This is a genomic window from Pontibacter sp. HSC-36F09 (assembly GCF_024171605.1).
In the GTDB taxonomy this organism is placed as follows: domain Bacteria; phylum Bacteroidota; class Bacteroidia; order Cytophagales; family Hymenobacteraceae; genus Pontibacter.
The window spans coordinates 608672-622889 of sequence record NZ_JALKAA010000001.1 but is presented as its reverse complement, the minus strand read 5'-3'; the positions used below and the strand labels follow the sequence as shown (position 1 = coordinate 622889).

At 51.0% G+C, this 14218-nt stretch carries 12 protein-coding genes; 7 read left to right on the top strand and 5 right to left on the bottom strand.

What is annotated here, in order from left to right; translation table 11 throughout:
* Positions 1 to 118: 118 nt before the first annotated feature.
* Positions 119 to 1789 (top strand): amidase, encoded by a 1671-nt coding sequence (locus tag L1278_RS02820; protein WP_253400949.1) that lies wholly within the window; start codon positions 119 to 121, stop codon positions 1787 to 1789.
* A 96-nt stretch (positions 1790 to 1885) separates the two neighbouring features.
* Positions 1886 to 4288, top strand: a complete 2403-nt coding sequence (locus tag L1278_RS02815) for a prolyl oligopeptidase family serine peptidase (protein WP_253400948.1) — start codon at positions 1886 to 1888, stop codon at positions 4286 to 4288.
* 202 nt (positions 4289 to 4490) lie between these two features.
* Here L1278_RS02815 and L1278_RS02810 read toward each other — a convergent pair whose 3' ends face one another.
* Positions 4491 to 5312 (bottom strand): phosphatase PAP2 family protein, encoded by an 822-nt coding sequence (locus L1278_RS02810; RefSeq protein ID WP_253400947.1) that lies wholly within the window; start codon positions 5310 to 5312, stop codon positions 4491 to 4493.
* Between the two features lie 309 nt (positions 5313 to 5621).
* Here L1278_RS02810 and metK point away from each other — a divergent pair, with 309 nt between their 5' ends.
* Positions 5622 to 6926 carry a methionine adenosyltransferase gene (gene metK, locus L1278_RS02805; protein ID WP_253400946.1) on the top strand — a complete coding sequence of 435 codons (1305 nt, stop codon included), beginning with the start codon at positions 5622 to 5624 and terminating at the stop codon, positions 6924 to 6926.
* Between the two features lie 94 nt (positions 6927 to 7020).
* Here metK and hpf read toward each other — a convergent pair whose 3' ends face one another.
* The 4 genes from hpf to L1278_RS02785 form a co-directional block, all read right to left on the bottom strand.
* Positions 7021 to 7320: a ribosome hibernation-promoting factor, HPF/YfiA family gene (hpf, locus tag L1278_RS02800; protein ID WP_253400945.1), complete on the bottom strand. Its 300-nt coding sequence runs from the start codon at positions 7318 to 7320 to the stop codon at positions 7021 to 7023.
* A gap of 24 nt (positions 7321 to 7344) precedes the next feature.
* Positions 7345 to 8223: a tyrosine-type recombinase/integrase gene (locus tag L1278_RS02795; protein WP_253400944.1), complete on the bottom strand. Its 879-nt coding sequence runs from the start codon at positions 8221 to 8223 to the stop codon at positions 7345 to 7347.
* Positions 8224 to 8297: 74 nt separating this feature from the next.
* Positions 8298 to 8492: a 30S ribosomal protein S21 gene (rpsU, locus tag L1278_RS02790; protein ID WP_253400943.1), complete on the bottom strand. Its 195-nt coding sequence runs from the start codon at positions 8490 to 8492 to the stop codon at positions 8298 to 8300.
* A 161-nt stretch (positions 8493 to 8653) separates the two neighbouring features.
* Positions 8654 to 9793: an acyl-CoA dehydrogenase gene (locus L1278_RS02785; RefSeq protein WP_253400942.1), complete on the bottom strand. Its 1140-nt coding sequence runs from the start codon at positions 9791 to 9793 to the stop codon at positions 8654 to 8656.
* Positions 9794 to 10121: 328 nt separating this feature from the next.
* Between L1278_RS02785 and L1278_RS02780 the strand changes: the two genes are divergently transcribed.
* From L1278_RS02780 to L1278_RS02765, 4 genes are all read left to right on the top strand, one after another.
* Positions 10122 to 10868 carry a tyrosine-protein phosphatase gene (locus tag L1278_RS02780; RefSeq protein ID WP_253400941.1) on the top strand — a complete coding sequence of 249 codons (747 nt, stop codon included), beginning with the start codon at positions 10122 to 10124 and terminating at the stop codon, positions 10866 to 10868.
* 22 nt (positions 10869 to 10890) lie between these two features.
* Positions 10891 to 11901, top strand: a complete 1011-nt coding sequence (locus L1278_RS02775) for an NAD-dependent epimerase/dehydratase family protein (protein ID WP_253400940.1) — start codon at positions 10891 to 10893, stop codon at positions 11899 to 11901.
* A gap of 68 nt (positions 11902 to 11969) precedes the next feature.
* A complete protein-coding gene (locus L1278_RS02770; protein ID WP_253400939.1) occupies positions 11970 to 13367 on the top strand; it encodes a lipopolysaccharide assembly protein LapB in 1398 nt (465 codons plus the stop codon).
* Positions 13367 to 14155: a phosphosulfolactate synthase gene (locus tag L1278_RS02765; protein WP_253400938.1), complete on the top strand. Its 789-nt coding sequence runs from the start codon at positions 13367 to 13369 to the stop codon at positions 14153 to 14155. The genes L1278_RS02770 and L1278_RS02765 overlap by 1 nt, the downstream gene beginning before the upstream one ends.
* Positions 14156 to 14218 lie beyond the last annotated feature (63 nt).

Below are 14218 nucleotides of genomic sequence, written 5' to 3'. Positions count from 1 at the left end.
ACAAACCGCCCCTTGCTCTGCAGGGGGCGGTTTTTTTGTACCCAGTATTTCCGAGGCATAAGCTAAAAGTGAATCAGAATTATTAACTTATAGCTCTCAAATATAGCTGAATGTTTCTATGAAGAAATCCTATACTTATACCGCACTCGGTGCAGTATGCTTCCTGTCAGGTGCTTTTGTGATGAAGCTGGCTGATGACAAGATCACCGTGGACGTGCTGCGGAGCGCCCAGCAAATGATAGGCCTGAACTTCACGGATGCGCAGCTGGATTCAGCTACAGCCAGCGTTGCAGAGTTTCGGGAAAGTTATCAGCGCATCAGAAAGCAGCCGGTAACAAATGATGTTGCACCTGCTCTGCAGTTTAATCCTATACCTGTCGGGTTTGAGCTGGAGCAGAAACGGGAAAAGTTTGAGGTGGAGCGTAGGAAAGGTATAAAGCTACCTGCCAACAGAGAAGAACTCGCTTTCTACTCTGTCCCGCAACTGGCAGAGCTGGTACGCACAAAGCAGATTAGCTCCGAGGAACTGACCAAGTTCTTCCTGGGCCGGTTGAAACAGCATGGACCTACCTTGCAATGTGTAACCAGTCTGACCGAAGAACTAGCCCTGGAACAAGCACGACGCGCAGACCAGGAGATAAAAGCAGGGAAGTACAAAGGCATGCTGCACGGTATACCGTATGGCGTGAAAGACCTGCTGGCCACCAAACGATACAAAACAACTTGGGGCTCCGTACCCTACAAAGACCAGCAAATTGACCTGGATGCCACAGTTGTTCAGCGACTGGAGCAGGCTGGAGCTGTGCTGGTTGCTAAATTAACTCTTGGTGAGCTGGCGATGGGCGATGTATGGTATGGGGGCAAAACCCGCTCGCCCTGGGACACAACAAAAGGCTCCAGTGGTTCCTCAGCAGGATCAGCTGCTGCCGTGGCAGCCGGTTTGCTGCCCTTTGCTATCGGAACCGAAACGCTGGGCTCTATCGTGTCGCCTTCCACAGCTTGCGGCACTACAGGACTGCGCCCTACGTTCGGCCGGGTGAGCAGGCATGGAGCCATGGCACTGAGCTGGTCGATGGATAAGATCGGGCCCATAGCGCGTTCCGCCGAAGACTGCGCCATCGTGTTTAACGCTATTTATGGACCGGACGGAAAAGACCTGACCGTCGTAGATGCGCCGTTTAATTACAATAAAAATGTGGATGTGCGAAAGCTGCGGGTTGGCTACCTGCACAAAGACTTTGAACGTGACTATCCTTTTAAAGAAAATGACAAAGCCACACTGGAAGCCCTCAGGAACGCAGGTATAGAGCTGGTGCCGATTGAACTGCCTAATCTGCCGGCCCGGGACCTAATCATGACCATTTCGGTAGAAGGGGCCACCGCCTTTGACGAACTGACCCGCAGTGGCCGCGACAGCCTGATGGTGCAGCAGCATAAGAATGCCTGGCCAAATATATTCCGGGCAGGTCGTTTTGTTACTGCCGTGGAGTATCTGCAGACACAGCGGGTACGCTCCCTGATCATTCAGCAAATGTACGAGAAGCTCAAAGGGATAGACGTATACCTAAGCCCCTCCTTTGCAGGCAGCAACCTGGTGATGACAAACCTAAGCGGCCATCCATGCGTGGTACTGCCAAATGGCTTCCAGAAAAACGGTATGCCGACGACGATTACCTTCATGGGGCAACTCTACGGGGAGGCAAAAGTGTTGGCCTTGGCCAAGCTATACCAGGAACTGACGAACCATGACGAGCAGCGTCCGCCAATGGCACTAAGTAGCAATAAGTAAGGTATAGCCCCAGGCGCAAAAAGGTAAATGTCTCCGTTTGGTAAGTTTGGATTTTATAGCTTAATTTCATTTCAAACAACAATCTAATCATCTATTATGCTTCTTAAGAAGAAAGCCCTTCTCCTGATGTCCTGGCTCGTGCTGGCTGGCGGTGCTGCTGTACAGGCGCAGGAAAACAGCAGCAAGCTGAGTGTGGAGAAGATCATGCGCGACCCAACCTGGATTGGCACCTCTCCGAGCAACGTGTTCTGGTCAGAGGACGGCAAGAAGATTTACTTCAACTGGAACCCGGATGCCAACCGCAAAGACTCGCTCTACAGTGTATCGGCTAATGGCAGTAATCTGCAAAAGGTAAGCGCGCAGGAACGTCGCGCTTTGCCAGGTACCTGGGGTGCCCGTTACAACAGAGCCAAAACCCAGAAGGTATACGAGAAAAATGGCGACCTATACCTGCTCGACATCAAGAGTGGAAAGTCCCGGCAGATTACCAATACGGTAGAGCGGGAGAACAGCCCTTCGTTTAGCCATGACGAGAAAAAGGTAGCCTTCGTGAAAGATGGTAACCTATACCTGTGGACGATTGCCAATGGCCAGTTAGCACAGTTAACTGATTTCAAAAAGGGAAACAAACCAGCGGAAGAGAGCAAAAACCCACAGCGTGACTGGCTGAAAGAGCAGCAACTGGCTCTCCTGCAGATCGTGCGCGAACGCGAAGCGGACAGCAAAGCAGCCAAGCAACAACAGAAAGCTGACAACCCAAAAAGGCCGAAAGAGATTTTCATTGGCGACAAGTCCGTGGATAACATTGTGCTTAGTCCGGATGAGCGCTACATCAGCTACCGGATGGTAACGCGTCCTAAAAACGCGAAAGTAGCCATTGTGCCAGACTTCGTTACCTCGACGGGCTACACAGAGGATATCAACACCCGCACCAAGGTAGGCGATGCACAGGCAACCTTCGAGTCATTTGTGTACGACATCAGCCGTGATTCAACCTATGCACTGCAGGTGAGAGGTATAGAAGGTATAAACGATCAACCTGCCTATCTCCGTGACCGAGATACCAAAGCAAGTATAGCCAAAGAACCAGCCACAAAACCTGTCAAAACAGAAGCACGCGCCGTAACCCTGTTTGGGCCCGTGTGGTCAGACAATGGCAAGCACGCCGTGATGGTAGCCCGTGCAGCCGACAACAAAGACCGCTGGATACTGAAGCTTGACCCGGCTTCTGGCAAGCTGAGCACACTCGACCGCCAGCGCGACGAAGCCTGGATCAATGGACCAGGTATAGGATACGGAACAGGCGATATCGGTTTTATGCCCGACAACGAGCAGGTGTGGTTCCAGTCCGAGGAGAGCGGTTATTCACACCTCTACTCCGTGAACCTGAACAATGGCAAGAAGAAAGCACTTACAAGTGGCAAGTTTGAGATTTCCGGCCCCCAGATTTCCAAAGACAAGAAGAACTGGTATTTCACAGCGAACAAGGTACACCCGGGCGAGAAGCATTTTTACAGAATGCCAGTCAATGGAGGCGAGATGACCCAACTGACCTCCGGCACTGGCGCGCACGAGGTAACCCTTTCACCAGACGAGAAAAAACTGGCCATTCGCTACTCTTACAGCAACAAGCCCTGGGAGCTGTTTGTGCAGGACAACAAAAAAGGAGCCAAGCCACGCCAGGTAACCCAATCACTCACCGACGAGTTCAAGTCCTACAACTGGCGCGAACCGGAGGTGATCAGCTTCAAGGCAAGCGATGAAGAGGACGTATACGCCCGACTGTATCGTCCGGAGAAAGCGGTGGCGAATGGCCCAGCAGTGATCTTCGTACACGGTGCCGGCTACCTGCAGAACGCCCATAAGTGGTGGAGCTCCTACTTCAGAGAGTACATGTTCCACAACTTCCTGGCTGACAACGGCTATACCGTGCTGGATATCGATTACCGTGGCAGCGCCGGTTATGGCCGCGACGTGCGTACCGGTATTTACCAATTTATGGGTGGAAAAGACCTGAGCGACCACGTGGATGGTGCCAAGTTGCTCGTAGACAAGTATAACGTGGATCCAAAACGCATCGGGATTTACGGTGGTTCTTACGGCGGCTTTATCACACTGATGGCCATGTTCACAGAGCCGGATGTGTTTGCCGCAGGCGCTGCCCTGCGATCTGTAACAGATTGGGCGCATTACAACCACGGCTATACCTCCAATATCCTGAACGTGCCGCAGCTCGATAGCCTGGCGTATGCCAAGAGCTCGCCCATTTACTACGCGGAAGGCCTGAAGGGAGCACTCCTGATCTGCCACGGCATGGTGGATACCAACGTGCACTTCCAGGATGTCGTACGCCTGACCCAGCGATTGATTGAGTTGGGAAAAGACAACTGGGAGCTGGCCGTCTACCCGGTAGAGGACCACGGCTTCACAGAGCCAGCCAGTTGGACTGACGAATACAAACGTATCTACAAACTCTTTGAGGAGAATCTCAAAAAATAAAACTCACCTCCAGTTAATAAAAAAGCGCCCGGCAGTTTATACCGGGCGCTTTTTTTATATCGCTTATTAAAGAAAACAGTGCTATACCTGAAGTTGCAAACCAACTGGGTTGCTTGTATTACCTCCTGCTCCTGGCAACTAAAAGTCAGGATTGATTTTAGCAAGAGAGGTATAATGGATAGGGCGGTCCCTATACCTCAGCTTAGAAGGTATAGCTCAGGTTAGCCCCCTGCGAGGCTGAGCCGGTAAACGTTGGAATAATAGTTGGGCTTAACGAAAGGCCGCTGTTATTTGACTTTTTGTGTAGTTGTGGCACCAGAATACCAACAGCCGAGCCGATTGCGTAACCCAGCAGGTTATCGCTGAGGAAGTGCTTGCCGGCTCGCAGACGCAGGTAGCCTACGGTAGCAGGTACGGCGGCCGCTCCTAACCACACATAGGTACGGGCAGGCGAGTCGGGGTTGAAGTCATGGAACACTTTGGCAAAGAAGAAAGAAGCCGCCGCTGCCGCCGTCGTGTGCCCGGCATAAAAGGAGTTACGGGCATTGGCACGCATTTTATCTCCTATCTCTACATCCGGACTATAGACCAGGGGCCTTGTTCTTGGGTTAAGGCCACTCGACATCGTGAACAGGGCACCGGTTATGGCCATGGTCTGCACATACATGCCAAATACCTGACCTGCGTTGCTGCGCACATCGTCATCAAAAGCCGTCAGGACGAGCGGAAGCGCAAAAGAGCCGTAGAATGGGATGTCACTTACTTTCTTGGCCTGGTCGGAGTCCCAGCCAGCAGAAAAGCGGTCAAAGCTGTTGACCTGGTTTTTGTTCAGGTTGGCGATCTGCTCTTCTGTAAGCCCGTCTTTGTCCTGCATGCGGGTGAGACCGTAATAGCTGAGGCCCATACCTGCCACCGTGATGGGGGCGTCTACCGTAAATTTGGTTCTGTAGGGAGAGTCGTTTTGGGCCAGGCTGACCTGTGCTGTCATGGCCAGGCACCATATCATCAGAATATATTTTTTCATCGTTGAGTCTTAAATGTGCAATTTTAATGAATGAAACGGGGCTATATATAAAAGGTTTTGTATAGCTTTTGTTTAGTTGCCATGCCCTGTAAGTATCTTTTGACTGACAAGGGCTATGCTGCAGGGCGACTGGTTTTTATCTGTTATATACAATTCTGAGGGGATAAGGTTGGCGTATCAAATTAGATTTTAAATACAAGTATACCCTGTGTAAATGATCGTTTTTATTGTGACGGAATTGCTGTAGCTTTGCAATCGCTGTCGTTTCTGGCAGTTGGTTTATACTTTGTACCTAAACCCATCATTGAGATGCCATATTTGTTCACATCCGAGTCTGTATCAGAAGGACATCCGGATAAAGTAGCGGATCAGATTTCTGATGCCCTCTTAGATGCATTTTTAAAGCAGGACCCACAGTCTAAAGTGGCTTGCGAAACGCTGGTTACGACAGGGCTTGTTGTGCTGAGCGGCGAAGTGAAGACAGAAGCATACGTCGATGTGCAGAAGATTGCCCGCGACGTGATAAAGCGTATAGGCTATACCAAATCAGAATATATGTTCGACGCCGACGCCTGTGGTGTGATATCGGCTATACATGAGCAGTCCCCGGACATCAACCAAGGCGTGGAGCGCACCAACCCTGAAGACCAGGGTGCCGGCGACCAGGGGATGATGTTTGGCTATGCCACCAACGAAACGGACAACTACATGCCGTTGGCACTGAGCATTTCGCACCTGTTGCTGGAGGAACTCTCTGCCATCCGCAAAGAAGGCAAGGAGATGACGTACCTGCGTCCGGATGCCAAATCACAGGTGACCATTCGCTACAGCGATAACCACGTGCCGGAGGAGATCGATACGATCGTGATTTCGACCCAGCATGATGAGTTTGTGCTTCCTGAAACTGACAGCAATGACGCCAAGTTAGCAGCTGAGAAGCAGATGGTAGCTAAGATTAAAGAAGATGTAGACAGCATCCTGATGCCACGTGTGCTGAAGCAGTTGCCGGAGCGCATCCAGAAGTTGTTCAATAACGAAATTACTTACCACATCAATCCAACCGGCAAGTTCGTGATCGGTGGCCCACACGGCGACACTGGCCTGACCGGTCGTAAGATCATCGTGGATACCTACGGAGGTAAAGGTGCCCATGGTGGTGGTGCTTTCTCGGGTAAGGACTCCTCTAAAGTAGACCGTTCTGCAGCGTATGCCACGCGTCACATCGCCAAGAACCTGGTGGCGGCCGGCGTAGCCGATCAGGTGCTGGTACAAGTCGCTTACGCCATTGGCGTGGCCAAGCCGGTTGGTTTGTACGTAACCACCTATGGCTCTACCAAAGTGAAGGATGCGAGCGGTAACCTGATGAGTGATGGTGAGATTGCCGAGAAGGTAAACAAACTGTTCGACATGCGCCCTTACGCGATCGTACAACGCTTTGGACTGCAGAACCCGATCTTCTCTGAGACAGCGGCTTACGGCCACATGGGCAGAACGCCGGGCAAGAAGCAGGTAGAAGTTTCTGTAAATGGCACCAAAGAAGTGAAAGAGTTCGAGACCTTCACCTGGGAGAAACTCGACTACGTAGACAAGATCAAGGCAGAGTTCGGTTTGTAACCGTCCTTATACCTTGTGCTATAAAAAAGGCCTGCTGAGCAATCAGCAGGCCTTTTTTATATACCTGTCCAGGTATAGCAAAGTTCAAACTGGCTTAGTGTGCCATTTGCTTTTGCTTGAATCTTTTAAGTTGACGGCGCATGGCCTCTACTGCTGCGTCAGCTGCTGCTTCGAAAGAGGTTGCATCTTCTTTGGCGAACAGGGTGGAGCCCGGTACGTAAAGCTTTATCTCTACAGTCTTATTATCTGTTCCGTCATTGTTGTTATGTTTAAGAAACACCTCGCCCTCTACAACGCGGTCGTAGAATGTTTCCAGTTTATCTACTTTCTGCTGGATGAAATCGGTCAGCTGTCTGTCAGCCTCGAAGTGGATAGAATGCATCTGTAGCTTCATAATCGTAACATTTTATGGTTAAACTTATGCTTTTGGATGAGCCTTCTCGAAAATCGATTTCAGCTTCTCTATTGAATTGTGTGTGTATACCTGTGTGGCAGCCAGGCTGGCATGCCCCAGCAAGTCTTTGATGGCATTGAGATCAGCGCCGTTGTTCAGCAGATGAGTAGCGAAGGAGTGTCGCAGCACATGTGGGCTGTTATGTTCAGAAGTGGTAACCAAGCTGATGTACTTTTTAGCGACACGGTAAACGAACTTCGGATAGAGAGGTCGTTCTTTATTAGTAACGAGCAGCCTTTCCGAATTGTTATTGCCAAACAGGCTTTTCTTGTGCTCCAGATATTGCCTGATGGAATGGACGAGCGTGTCGTTTAGGGGGATGATGCGTGCCTTGTTTCCTTTGCCCAGCACACGCACGGTTTTGGCATGCAGGTCCACGTCTTCGTGCGCTATACCTATGAGTTCGGCAAGTCGCATACCGGTCCCGTACAAGAACTCTAGTATCAGGCGGTCGCGCTGCCCTTCAAAGGTGTCTTCGAAGGTAAAGGTGTCCAGAAAATTATTGAAAGGCTCTTCCGGTACAAAGGCGGGCAGCTTCTTCGACACTTTAGGTGCCTTGATGCGCAGCATCGGGTTGGCGCTGATGCGCTGCTGGCCCAACAGGAATTTATAGTAGGAGCGGAGGCAGGCGATCTTGCGGTTAACAGAACGGGCCTCCAGGTTTTTGTGCACAAGGGTCAGGATCCACGACCGGATGATGGCATGGTCTGCCTCGGCGGGATCGGTGATCTGATAGGTGTTCTGCAGGTACTGCGCGAACTGGCCCAGATCGGTGTGGTAAGAGGTAAGCGTATGCGGACTATACCGCTTCTCGTATTCGAGATACTTAAAAAATAATTCCATACCTTGGTGTAAAAGACAGGGGTGCCTGCCATTTATACCAAGGTATGGAAAAATAAAATATCTTTAAAGAAAGACTAGTAGTTTTCGTTAGCGAAAAGCTGCTGCTTATATCTCGCTCTTTCTTTTTGCTTTCTCTTAGAAACAGATGGTTTCTCGAAGAACGTTCTCGCTCTCAGTTCTTTCAGAACACCAGTTCTTTCAAATTTCTTCTTGAATCTCTTCAGGGCACGGTCTACAGACTCGTTATCTTTTACGTTTACAATAATCATGTTTTTCCTCGCTTCTTCTGATATTTAGGGATGCAAATTTAGTTAATGTTTTACTTAAAAATCAATAGTTTGACGAAAATAATTCCGCGGACCATGCAAAAGTGTTGCAGGCACAGCCAAAACCAGCTTGCGTGCAAGTTAAAACACTTTTGATTGCCAACCTATTTCAGGATGGCTCTGGAGATAACCAGTTTCTGAATCTCGCTTGTTCCCTCGCCGATAGTGCACAGCTTGGCATCGCGGTAATACTTCTCAGCCGGGTAGTCTTTCGTGAAGCCGTAGCCGCCAAAGATCTGCACACCTTCGTTCGCTACCCGCACCGATACCTCAGAGGCATACAGTTTTGCCATAGCTGACTCCTTGTTCACGTTCAGGCCGCGGTTCTTCATATCGGCTGCCTGGTAGGTGAGGAGAGAAGCCGCTTCAATCTCCGTCGCCATGTCGGCCAGCTTGAAGGAAATGCCCTGAAAGCTGGAGATCGGTTTGTTGAACTGGCTGCGCTCCTGAGAGTAAGCCAAAGCCGCCTCAAAAGCGCCCTGTGCTATACCTAGCGAAAGCGCCGCGATAGAGATACGACCACCGTCGAGCACTTTCATGGCCTGAATAAAGCCTTCGCCTACATTACCCAGCATCTGGTCTTTGTGCACGCGGCAATCTTCGAAGATCAGTTCTGTGGTTTCGGAGGCACGCATACCCAGCTTGTCTTCCTTGCGACCTGCGCTGAAGCCCGGTGTGCCTTTCTCGATGATAAAAGCCGTCATGCCATGGGAGTCGCCTACTTCGCCGGTGCGCACGATCACGACAGCCACGTTGCCGCTCTTGCCGTGCGTGATAAAGTTCTTGGCACCGTTGATCACCCAGTAGTCGCCGTCCTGCACGGCCACGGTACGCATGTTGCCCGCATCAGAACCTGTATTAGGCTCCGTCAGGCCCCAGGCACCGATCCACTCGGCAGTAGCCAGTTTAGGCAGGTATTGTTTTTTCTGCGCCTCGTTACCGAATTGCAGAATATGGCCGGTGCAAAGGGAGTTGTGCGCCGCCATGGACAGGCCAATAGAACCATCGATCTTAGACAGCTCCGCGATAGCCGTTACATATTCCAGGTAGCCAAAGCCGGAGCCGCCGTACTCGGTTGGTACCAACACGCCCATCAGGCCCAGTTCGCCCAGCTTCTTGAACACTTCCACCGGAAACTCCTGACTCTCGTCCCACTCCATCATTTTTGGTTTGATGTGCTTGGCTCCGAAGTCCCGGATCATATCGGCAATCATGCGCTGGTTTTCTGTGTAGTTAAATTCCATTTAAGTTTAGATGTTATAAAGTCGCGTGTATTAAACTGATAAACGAATAAAGGGTTTACAAAGCTAAGTAAATTAGCCTGATTGCCAAATTCGGTGTTTTAGTTTCATTTAGTTAATGTTTGAACGCCAGCCATGATTTTCTTGCTGACTGCTTTCAGTGTCGTATAAAAATCAGTAATTTGACGGCTGCGCTCCCTGGTCTTATATTAAATCCAAACGGGCTGCGTTTATTTTGATAGCGGATAATATTTGCGTTATTTTGATGTTGCGTTGCCGTGTTTGGCAACGTTTGTGTTTTGTGCCGTGTACATACGGTTGAATAGAGCCAATGATAAAGTTTTTCCAGAATCTGTTTGGCAAGGAGGAAATGCAGGTTGAGTCGCTGGGTATACTCGGCGTGGACATGCATTCGCACATACTGCCAGGTATAGACGACGGCGCCGCCACCCTGGAGCAGTCGCTGGAACTGGTGCGCGGTATGCAGGAGATGGGTTACCGCAAGCTGATCATGACGCCCCACATCATGAGCGATTTCTACCGCAACACGCCCGAGATTATTCGCATGCAATTGAAAGTGCTGCAGGATGCCGTCACGGCTGAAGGTATAGAGATGGAGCTGGCTTGTGCCGCCGAGCACTACCTGGACGAAGCCCTGCTGCAGAAGCTGGAGGACAACGAGGAACTGCTCACATTCGGTGACAACTACCTGCTGTTCGAGACCTCTTTCCTGAACGAGCCGCTCAACCTGCGCGAAGCCATTTTCCGGATGCAGTCGCTGGGCTACAAGCCGGTGCTGGCGCATCCCGAGCGCTATACCTATTTCTATGGTAAGTTCGATGATCTGGTAGGGCTCCGGGAGCAGGGTGTGCTGTTACAACCAAACCTCAACTCGCTTACGGGCTATTACTCGCCGGGCGCCAAAATGATCATCGAAAAACTAATTGATGCCGGTCTGGTTGATTTTCTGGGCTCTGATACGCACAGCCTGAAGCACATTGCCAACCTGCAGAAGGTGCTCTGCTCGAAGTATCTGGTAAAGGCCCTGGAACTTCCGCTACTCAACAGTAAACTATAATCCCTTAACTCACCCTATACCCATGTCGATGGTTTTCGTGACAGGCGGCAGCGGCCTGATTGGCAGCTATCTTATACCGGCACTCGTCGCGCAGGGCCACCGGGTGCGTGCGCTATACCGGGGCCAGGTGCCGGCTGTAACGCAGGCTGACCAGGTAGAGTGGGTAGAGGGCGATATTCTGGATGTTGCCTTGCTGCGAAAAGCGCTGCAGGGCGCAGCCTACGTGTTTCATAGTGCCGGCTTGGTGTCGTATGCGCCGCAGGATGCCGAGTTGCTGCAGCAGGTGAATGTGGTTGGCACTGCCAATATCGTGGATGCCTGTCTGGAAGTGGAGGAAGAGATCAAGCTGTGTCATGTTAGCTCAATTGCCGCCATTGGCCGCAACAAGGATGCTACGCTGCTGAATGAAACCAGCAAGTGGGATGCCGGCGAGAAGCAATCAGCCTATGCCGAGTCGAAGCACTACGGCGAGCTGGAGGTATGGCGAGGTATAGCTGAAGGGCTGCAGGCCGTGATCGTGAACCCTTCTGTGGTGTTGGGACCGGCCGACTGGAACCGCAGCAGCACACGTCTTTTCAAGTATGTGTACCAGCAGCGACCATTCTATACCCCAGGCAGTGCTAATTTCGTGGATGTGCGCGATGTGGTCGAGGCTATGCTGCGCCTGACGTTCTCGGATGTTTCCGGCGAAAGATTTATCCTGAATGCCGGACAACTCACTTATAAAGAGTTTTTTGAGGAGGCTGCCCAATGCTTTGGCAAGAAGGCTCCCACTTTTAAAGTTTCGCCGGCGCTGGCCGAGGTAGTATGGCGACTGGAGCATGCCCGTGCCTGGCTGACGGGTGGGCGACCGCTCATCACAAAAGACACCGCCCGCGTGACCACTAAAAGCCACGTGTTTGACAATCAGAAAGTTCGCAAAACAACAGGTATGGAGTTCAGGGCACTGACCGAATCCATTGCCTGGACTTGCCAGGGTTTGCTGCAAATAGCACAGAATCAGAGAGGTCCGGAACTGACCCGCGCAAACTAAACTATTTGCAGTTTATAAATGTAGTTAAAAGACAAGAACTGCCTTTTGCAGTTTGTGGGATATAGGAGATGAAAGAGAATTTTGACGAGCACAGCGAGGATTCTGAACTGATCATTCGGTTCGAGCAGATGCTGGGTACAAACGAGACCGTTTTTTTTGACCTGACCGATTTTGAATATATAATAGACCACTATACCGCTAGCTTTGACTATAAGAAGGCGCTGCTGGCCTGTGAGTCCGCTATTGCACAGTATCCTTTTTCGACGGGGCTCCAGATAGACAAAGCGCAGCTGCTGGCCATGTCCGGCAACTTCGAAGACGCCATGGTCCTCATCGACCAGGTGGCCGAAGTGGAGCCGCAGAACCCCGATGTGCTCCTGACCCGGGGCATCATTTTTACGCAGCGCGGCGAGTATCGCAATGCCGTAGACCATTTCAAAAAAGCCCTGGCCTTTGCTGAGGACCGCGACGATATCTATTTCAACATTGGCCTGACTTACCAAAGTTGGGGCAAGTTCAGCTCAGCTATTAAGTACTATAAGAAGTGCATCGAACTGAACGTGGAAAACGAGGCCGCCATGCAGGAGATCATCTACTGTATGGAGATAACCGGCTCTATGCGCGAGGAGTTGCCCTTCTTTCAGGCCTTTATCGACAAAGACCCCTACTCGTATGTGGCTTGGTTTAACCTGGGTAACGTGTACAACAAGATGGGATCTTACGATAAGGCCATTGCCGCTTACGACTACTCTACCCTTATCAAGCCCGATTTTATCACGGCTTACAACAACATGGCCAATGCCTATGTGTTTATTGGGGAGTATACCAAAGCCATCGAAGCCTTTAACGGCATGCTGGAGCACGGTTCGCCCTCAGCAGAGGTGTTCTGCAACATAGGCGAATGCTACGAGAAGATGCAGCAGTGGGACCTGTCGCGCCGCTATTACCAAAAGGCTATTGACCTGGACCCGGAGATGGACGAGGCTTGGTTTGGCATAGGCGTGGTGCTGGATGCGCAGGGCAAGTGGTATGAGTCGGTGCACTTCTTTAAGAAGGCCGTCACGCTTTACGACGATAGTGTGGATTACTGGGTGGCGCTGGCTTCGGCCGAGTACCATGTGGGCCACGTGGTGTCGGCGCTGGAGAGCTATGCGCGTGCTGCTGAAATTCAGCCGGAAGACAAAGACATATACCTTAACTGGTCAATAATCCTGTACGAGCAGGGTAATTTTGAGGAAGCAACTGAAATAATTCTGAATGCGATAGAGCTGCAGCCTGACGAAGCAGAGCTGTATTACAGGGCTTGTGCCTACATGCTTTCGGCAGGAAAATACCGAGAAGCATACAATTATCTGGAAAATGCATTAATTTTGGACTTCGAAAAACATAAGCTGTTGTTTGAGTTCTTCCCCGAGCTTGAGTCTCAGCGCGCATTATCCCGACTAATTGACCAATATCGCAAATAATGAACAGCAATTATATTCTGAACGGCCTGCCAGAGCGTGCAGCAAAGCCGCGTGAGCGTGGCTTTACCATGGCCATGGACAAAGGCCTGAGCATACGTGAAGTAGAAGACTTCCTGGATGTGGCAGGTGAGTACGTAGACATCGTGAAACTGGGCTGGGCTACCTCGTATGTGGTGCCAAACCTGCAGCGGAAGCTGGATGCCTACCGCGCAGCCGGTATACCTGTCTACTTCGGAGGTACTTTGTTTGAGGCCTTCATCGCCCGCAACCAGTTCGAAGACTACCGCCGTGTGCTCGATAAGTATAATATGACATTTGCGGAGGTATCGGACGGCTCTATCGAAATGAACCACGAGAAAAAGTGCGGTTACATCCGGACGCTGTCTGAGCAGGTGACGGTTCTCTCAGAAGTTGGCTCAAAGGACGCTGAGAAGATCATCCCGCCTTATATGTGGATCAGGCTGATGCAGGCTGAGCTGGAAGCAGGCGCCTGGAAAGTGATCGGGGAGGCCCGTGAGGGAGGCAACGTAGGCTTGTTCCGCTCCACAGGAGAGGTGCGAAGCGGTCTGGTTGAGGAGATCCTGACCAAAATTCCGTTTGAGAAGATCCTGTGGGAAGCACCTCAGAAAGCGCAGCAGGTATGGTTCATCAAACTGCTGGGTGCTAACGTGAACTTGGGTAACATTGCGCCAAGCGAGGTTATTCCGCTCGAGACGATCCGACTCGGTTTGCGGGGCGACACTTTCACGCACTTCATCAACAACGGACAGCCCATCATAGACGCTTAATACAAAACGAATCAAAAAAATTGCCCGTCGGGTTTACCGATGGGCAATTTTTTTGTGCTTAGC

Excerpts from the sequence above, each read along its gene's own strand:
- L1278_RS02810 (WP_253400947.1), bottom strand. The coding sequence starts at position 5,312 with ATGAAAAAATATATTCTGATGATATGGTGCCTGGCCATGACAGCACAG.
- L1278_RS02780 (WP_253400941.1), top strand. The coding sequence starts at position 10,122 with ATGATAAAGTTTTTCCAGAATCTGTTTGGCAAGGAGGAAATGCAGGTT.
- L1278_RS02795 (WP_253400944.1), bottom strand. The coding sequence starts at position 8,223 with ATGGAATTATTTTTTAAGTATCTCGAATACGAGAAGCGGTATAGTCCG.
- L1278_RS02820 (WP_253400949.1), top strand. The coding sequence starts at position 119 with ATGAAGAAATCCTATACTTATACCGCACTCGGTGCAGTATGCTTCCTG.
- L1278_RS02765 (WP_253400938.1), top strand. The coding sequence starts at position 13,367 with ATGAACAGCAATTATATTCTGAACGGCCTGCCAGAGCGTGCAGCAAAG.
- L1278_RS02770 (WP_253400939.1), top strand. The coding sequence starts at position 11,970 with ATGAAAGAGAATTTTGACGAGCACAGCGAGGATTCTGAACTGATCATT.
- L1278_RS02785 (WP_253400942.1), bottom strand. The coding sequence starts at position 9,793 with ATGGAATTTAACTACACAGAAAACCAGCGCATGATTGCCGATATGATC.
- hpf (WP_253400945.1), bottom strand. The coding sequence starts at position 7,320 with ATGAAGCTACAGATGCATTCTATCCACTTCGAGGCTGACAGACAGCTG.
- L1278_RS02775 (WP_253400940.1), top strand. The coding sequence starts at position 10,891 with ATGTCGATGGTTTTCGTGACAGGCGGCAGCGGCCTGATTGGCAGCTAT.
- L1278_RS02815 (WP_253400948.1), top strand. The coding sequence starts at position 1,886 with ATGCTTCTTAAGAAGAAAGCCCTTCTCCTGATGTCCTGGCTCGTGCTG.
- metK (WP_253400946.1), top strand. The coding sequence starts at position 5,622 with ATGCCATATTTGTTCACATCCGAGTCTGTATCAGAAGGACATCCGGAT.
- rpsU (WP_253400943.1), bottom strand. The coding sequence starts at position 8,492 with ATGATTATTGTAAACGTAAAAGATAACGAGTCTGTAGACCGTGCCCTG.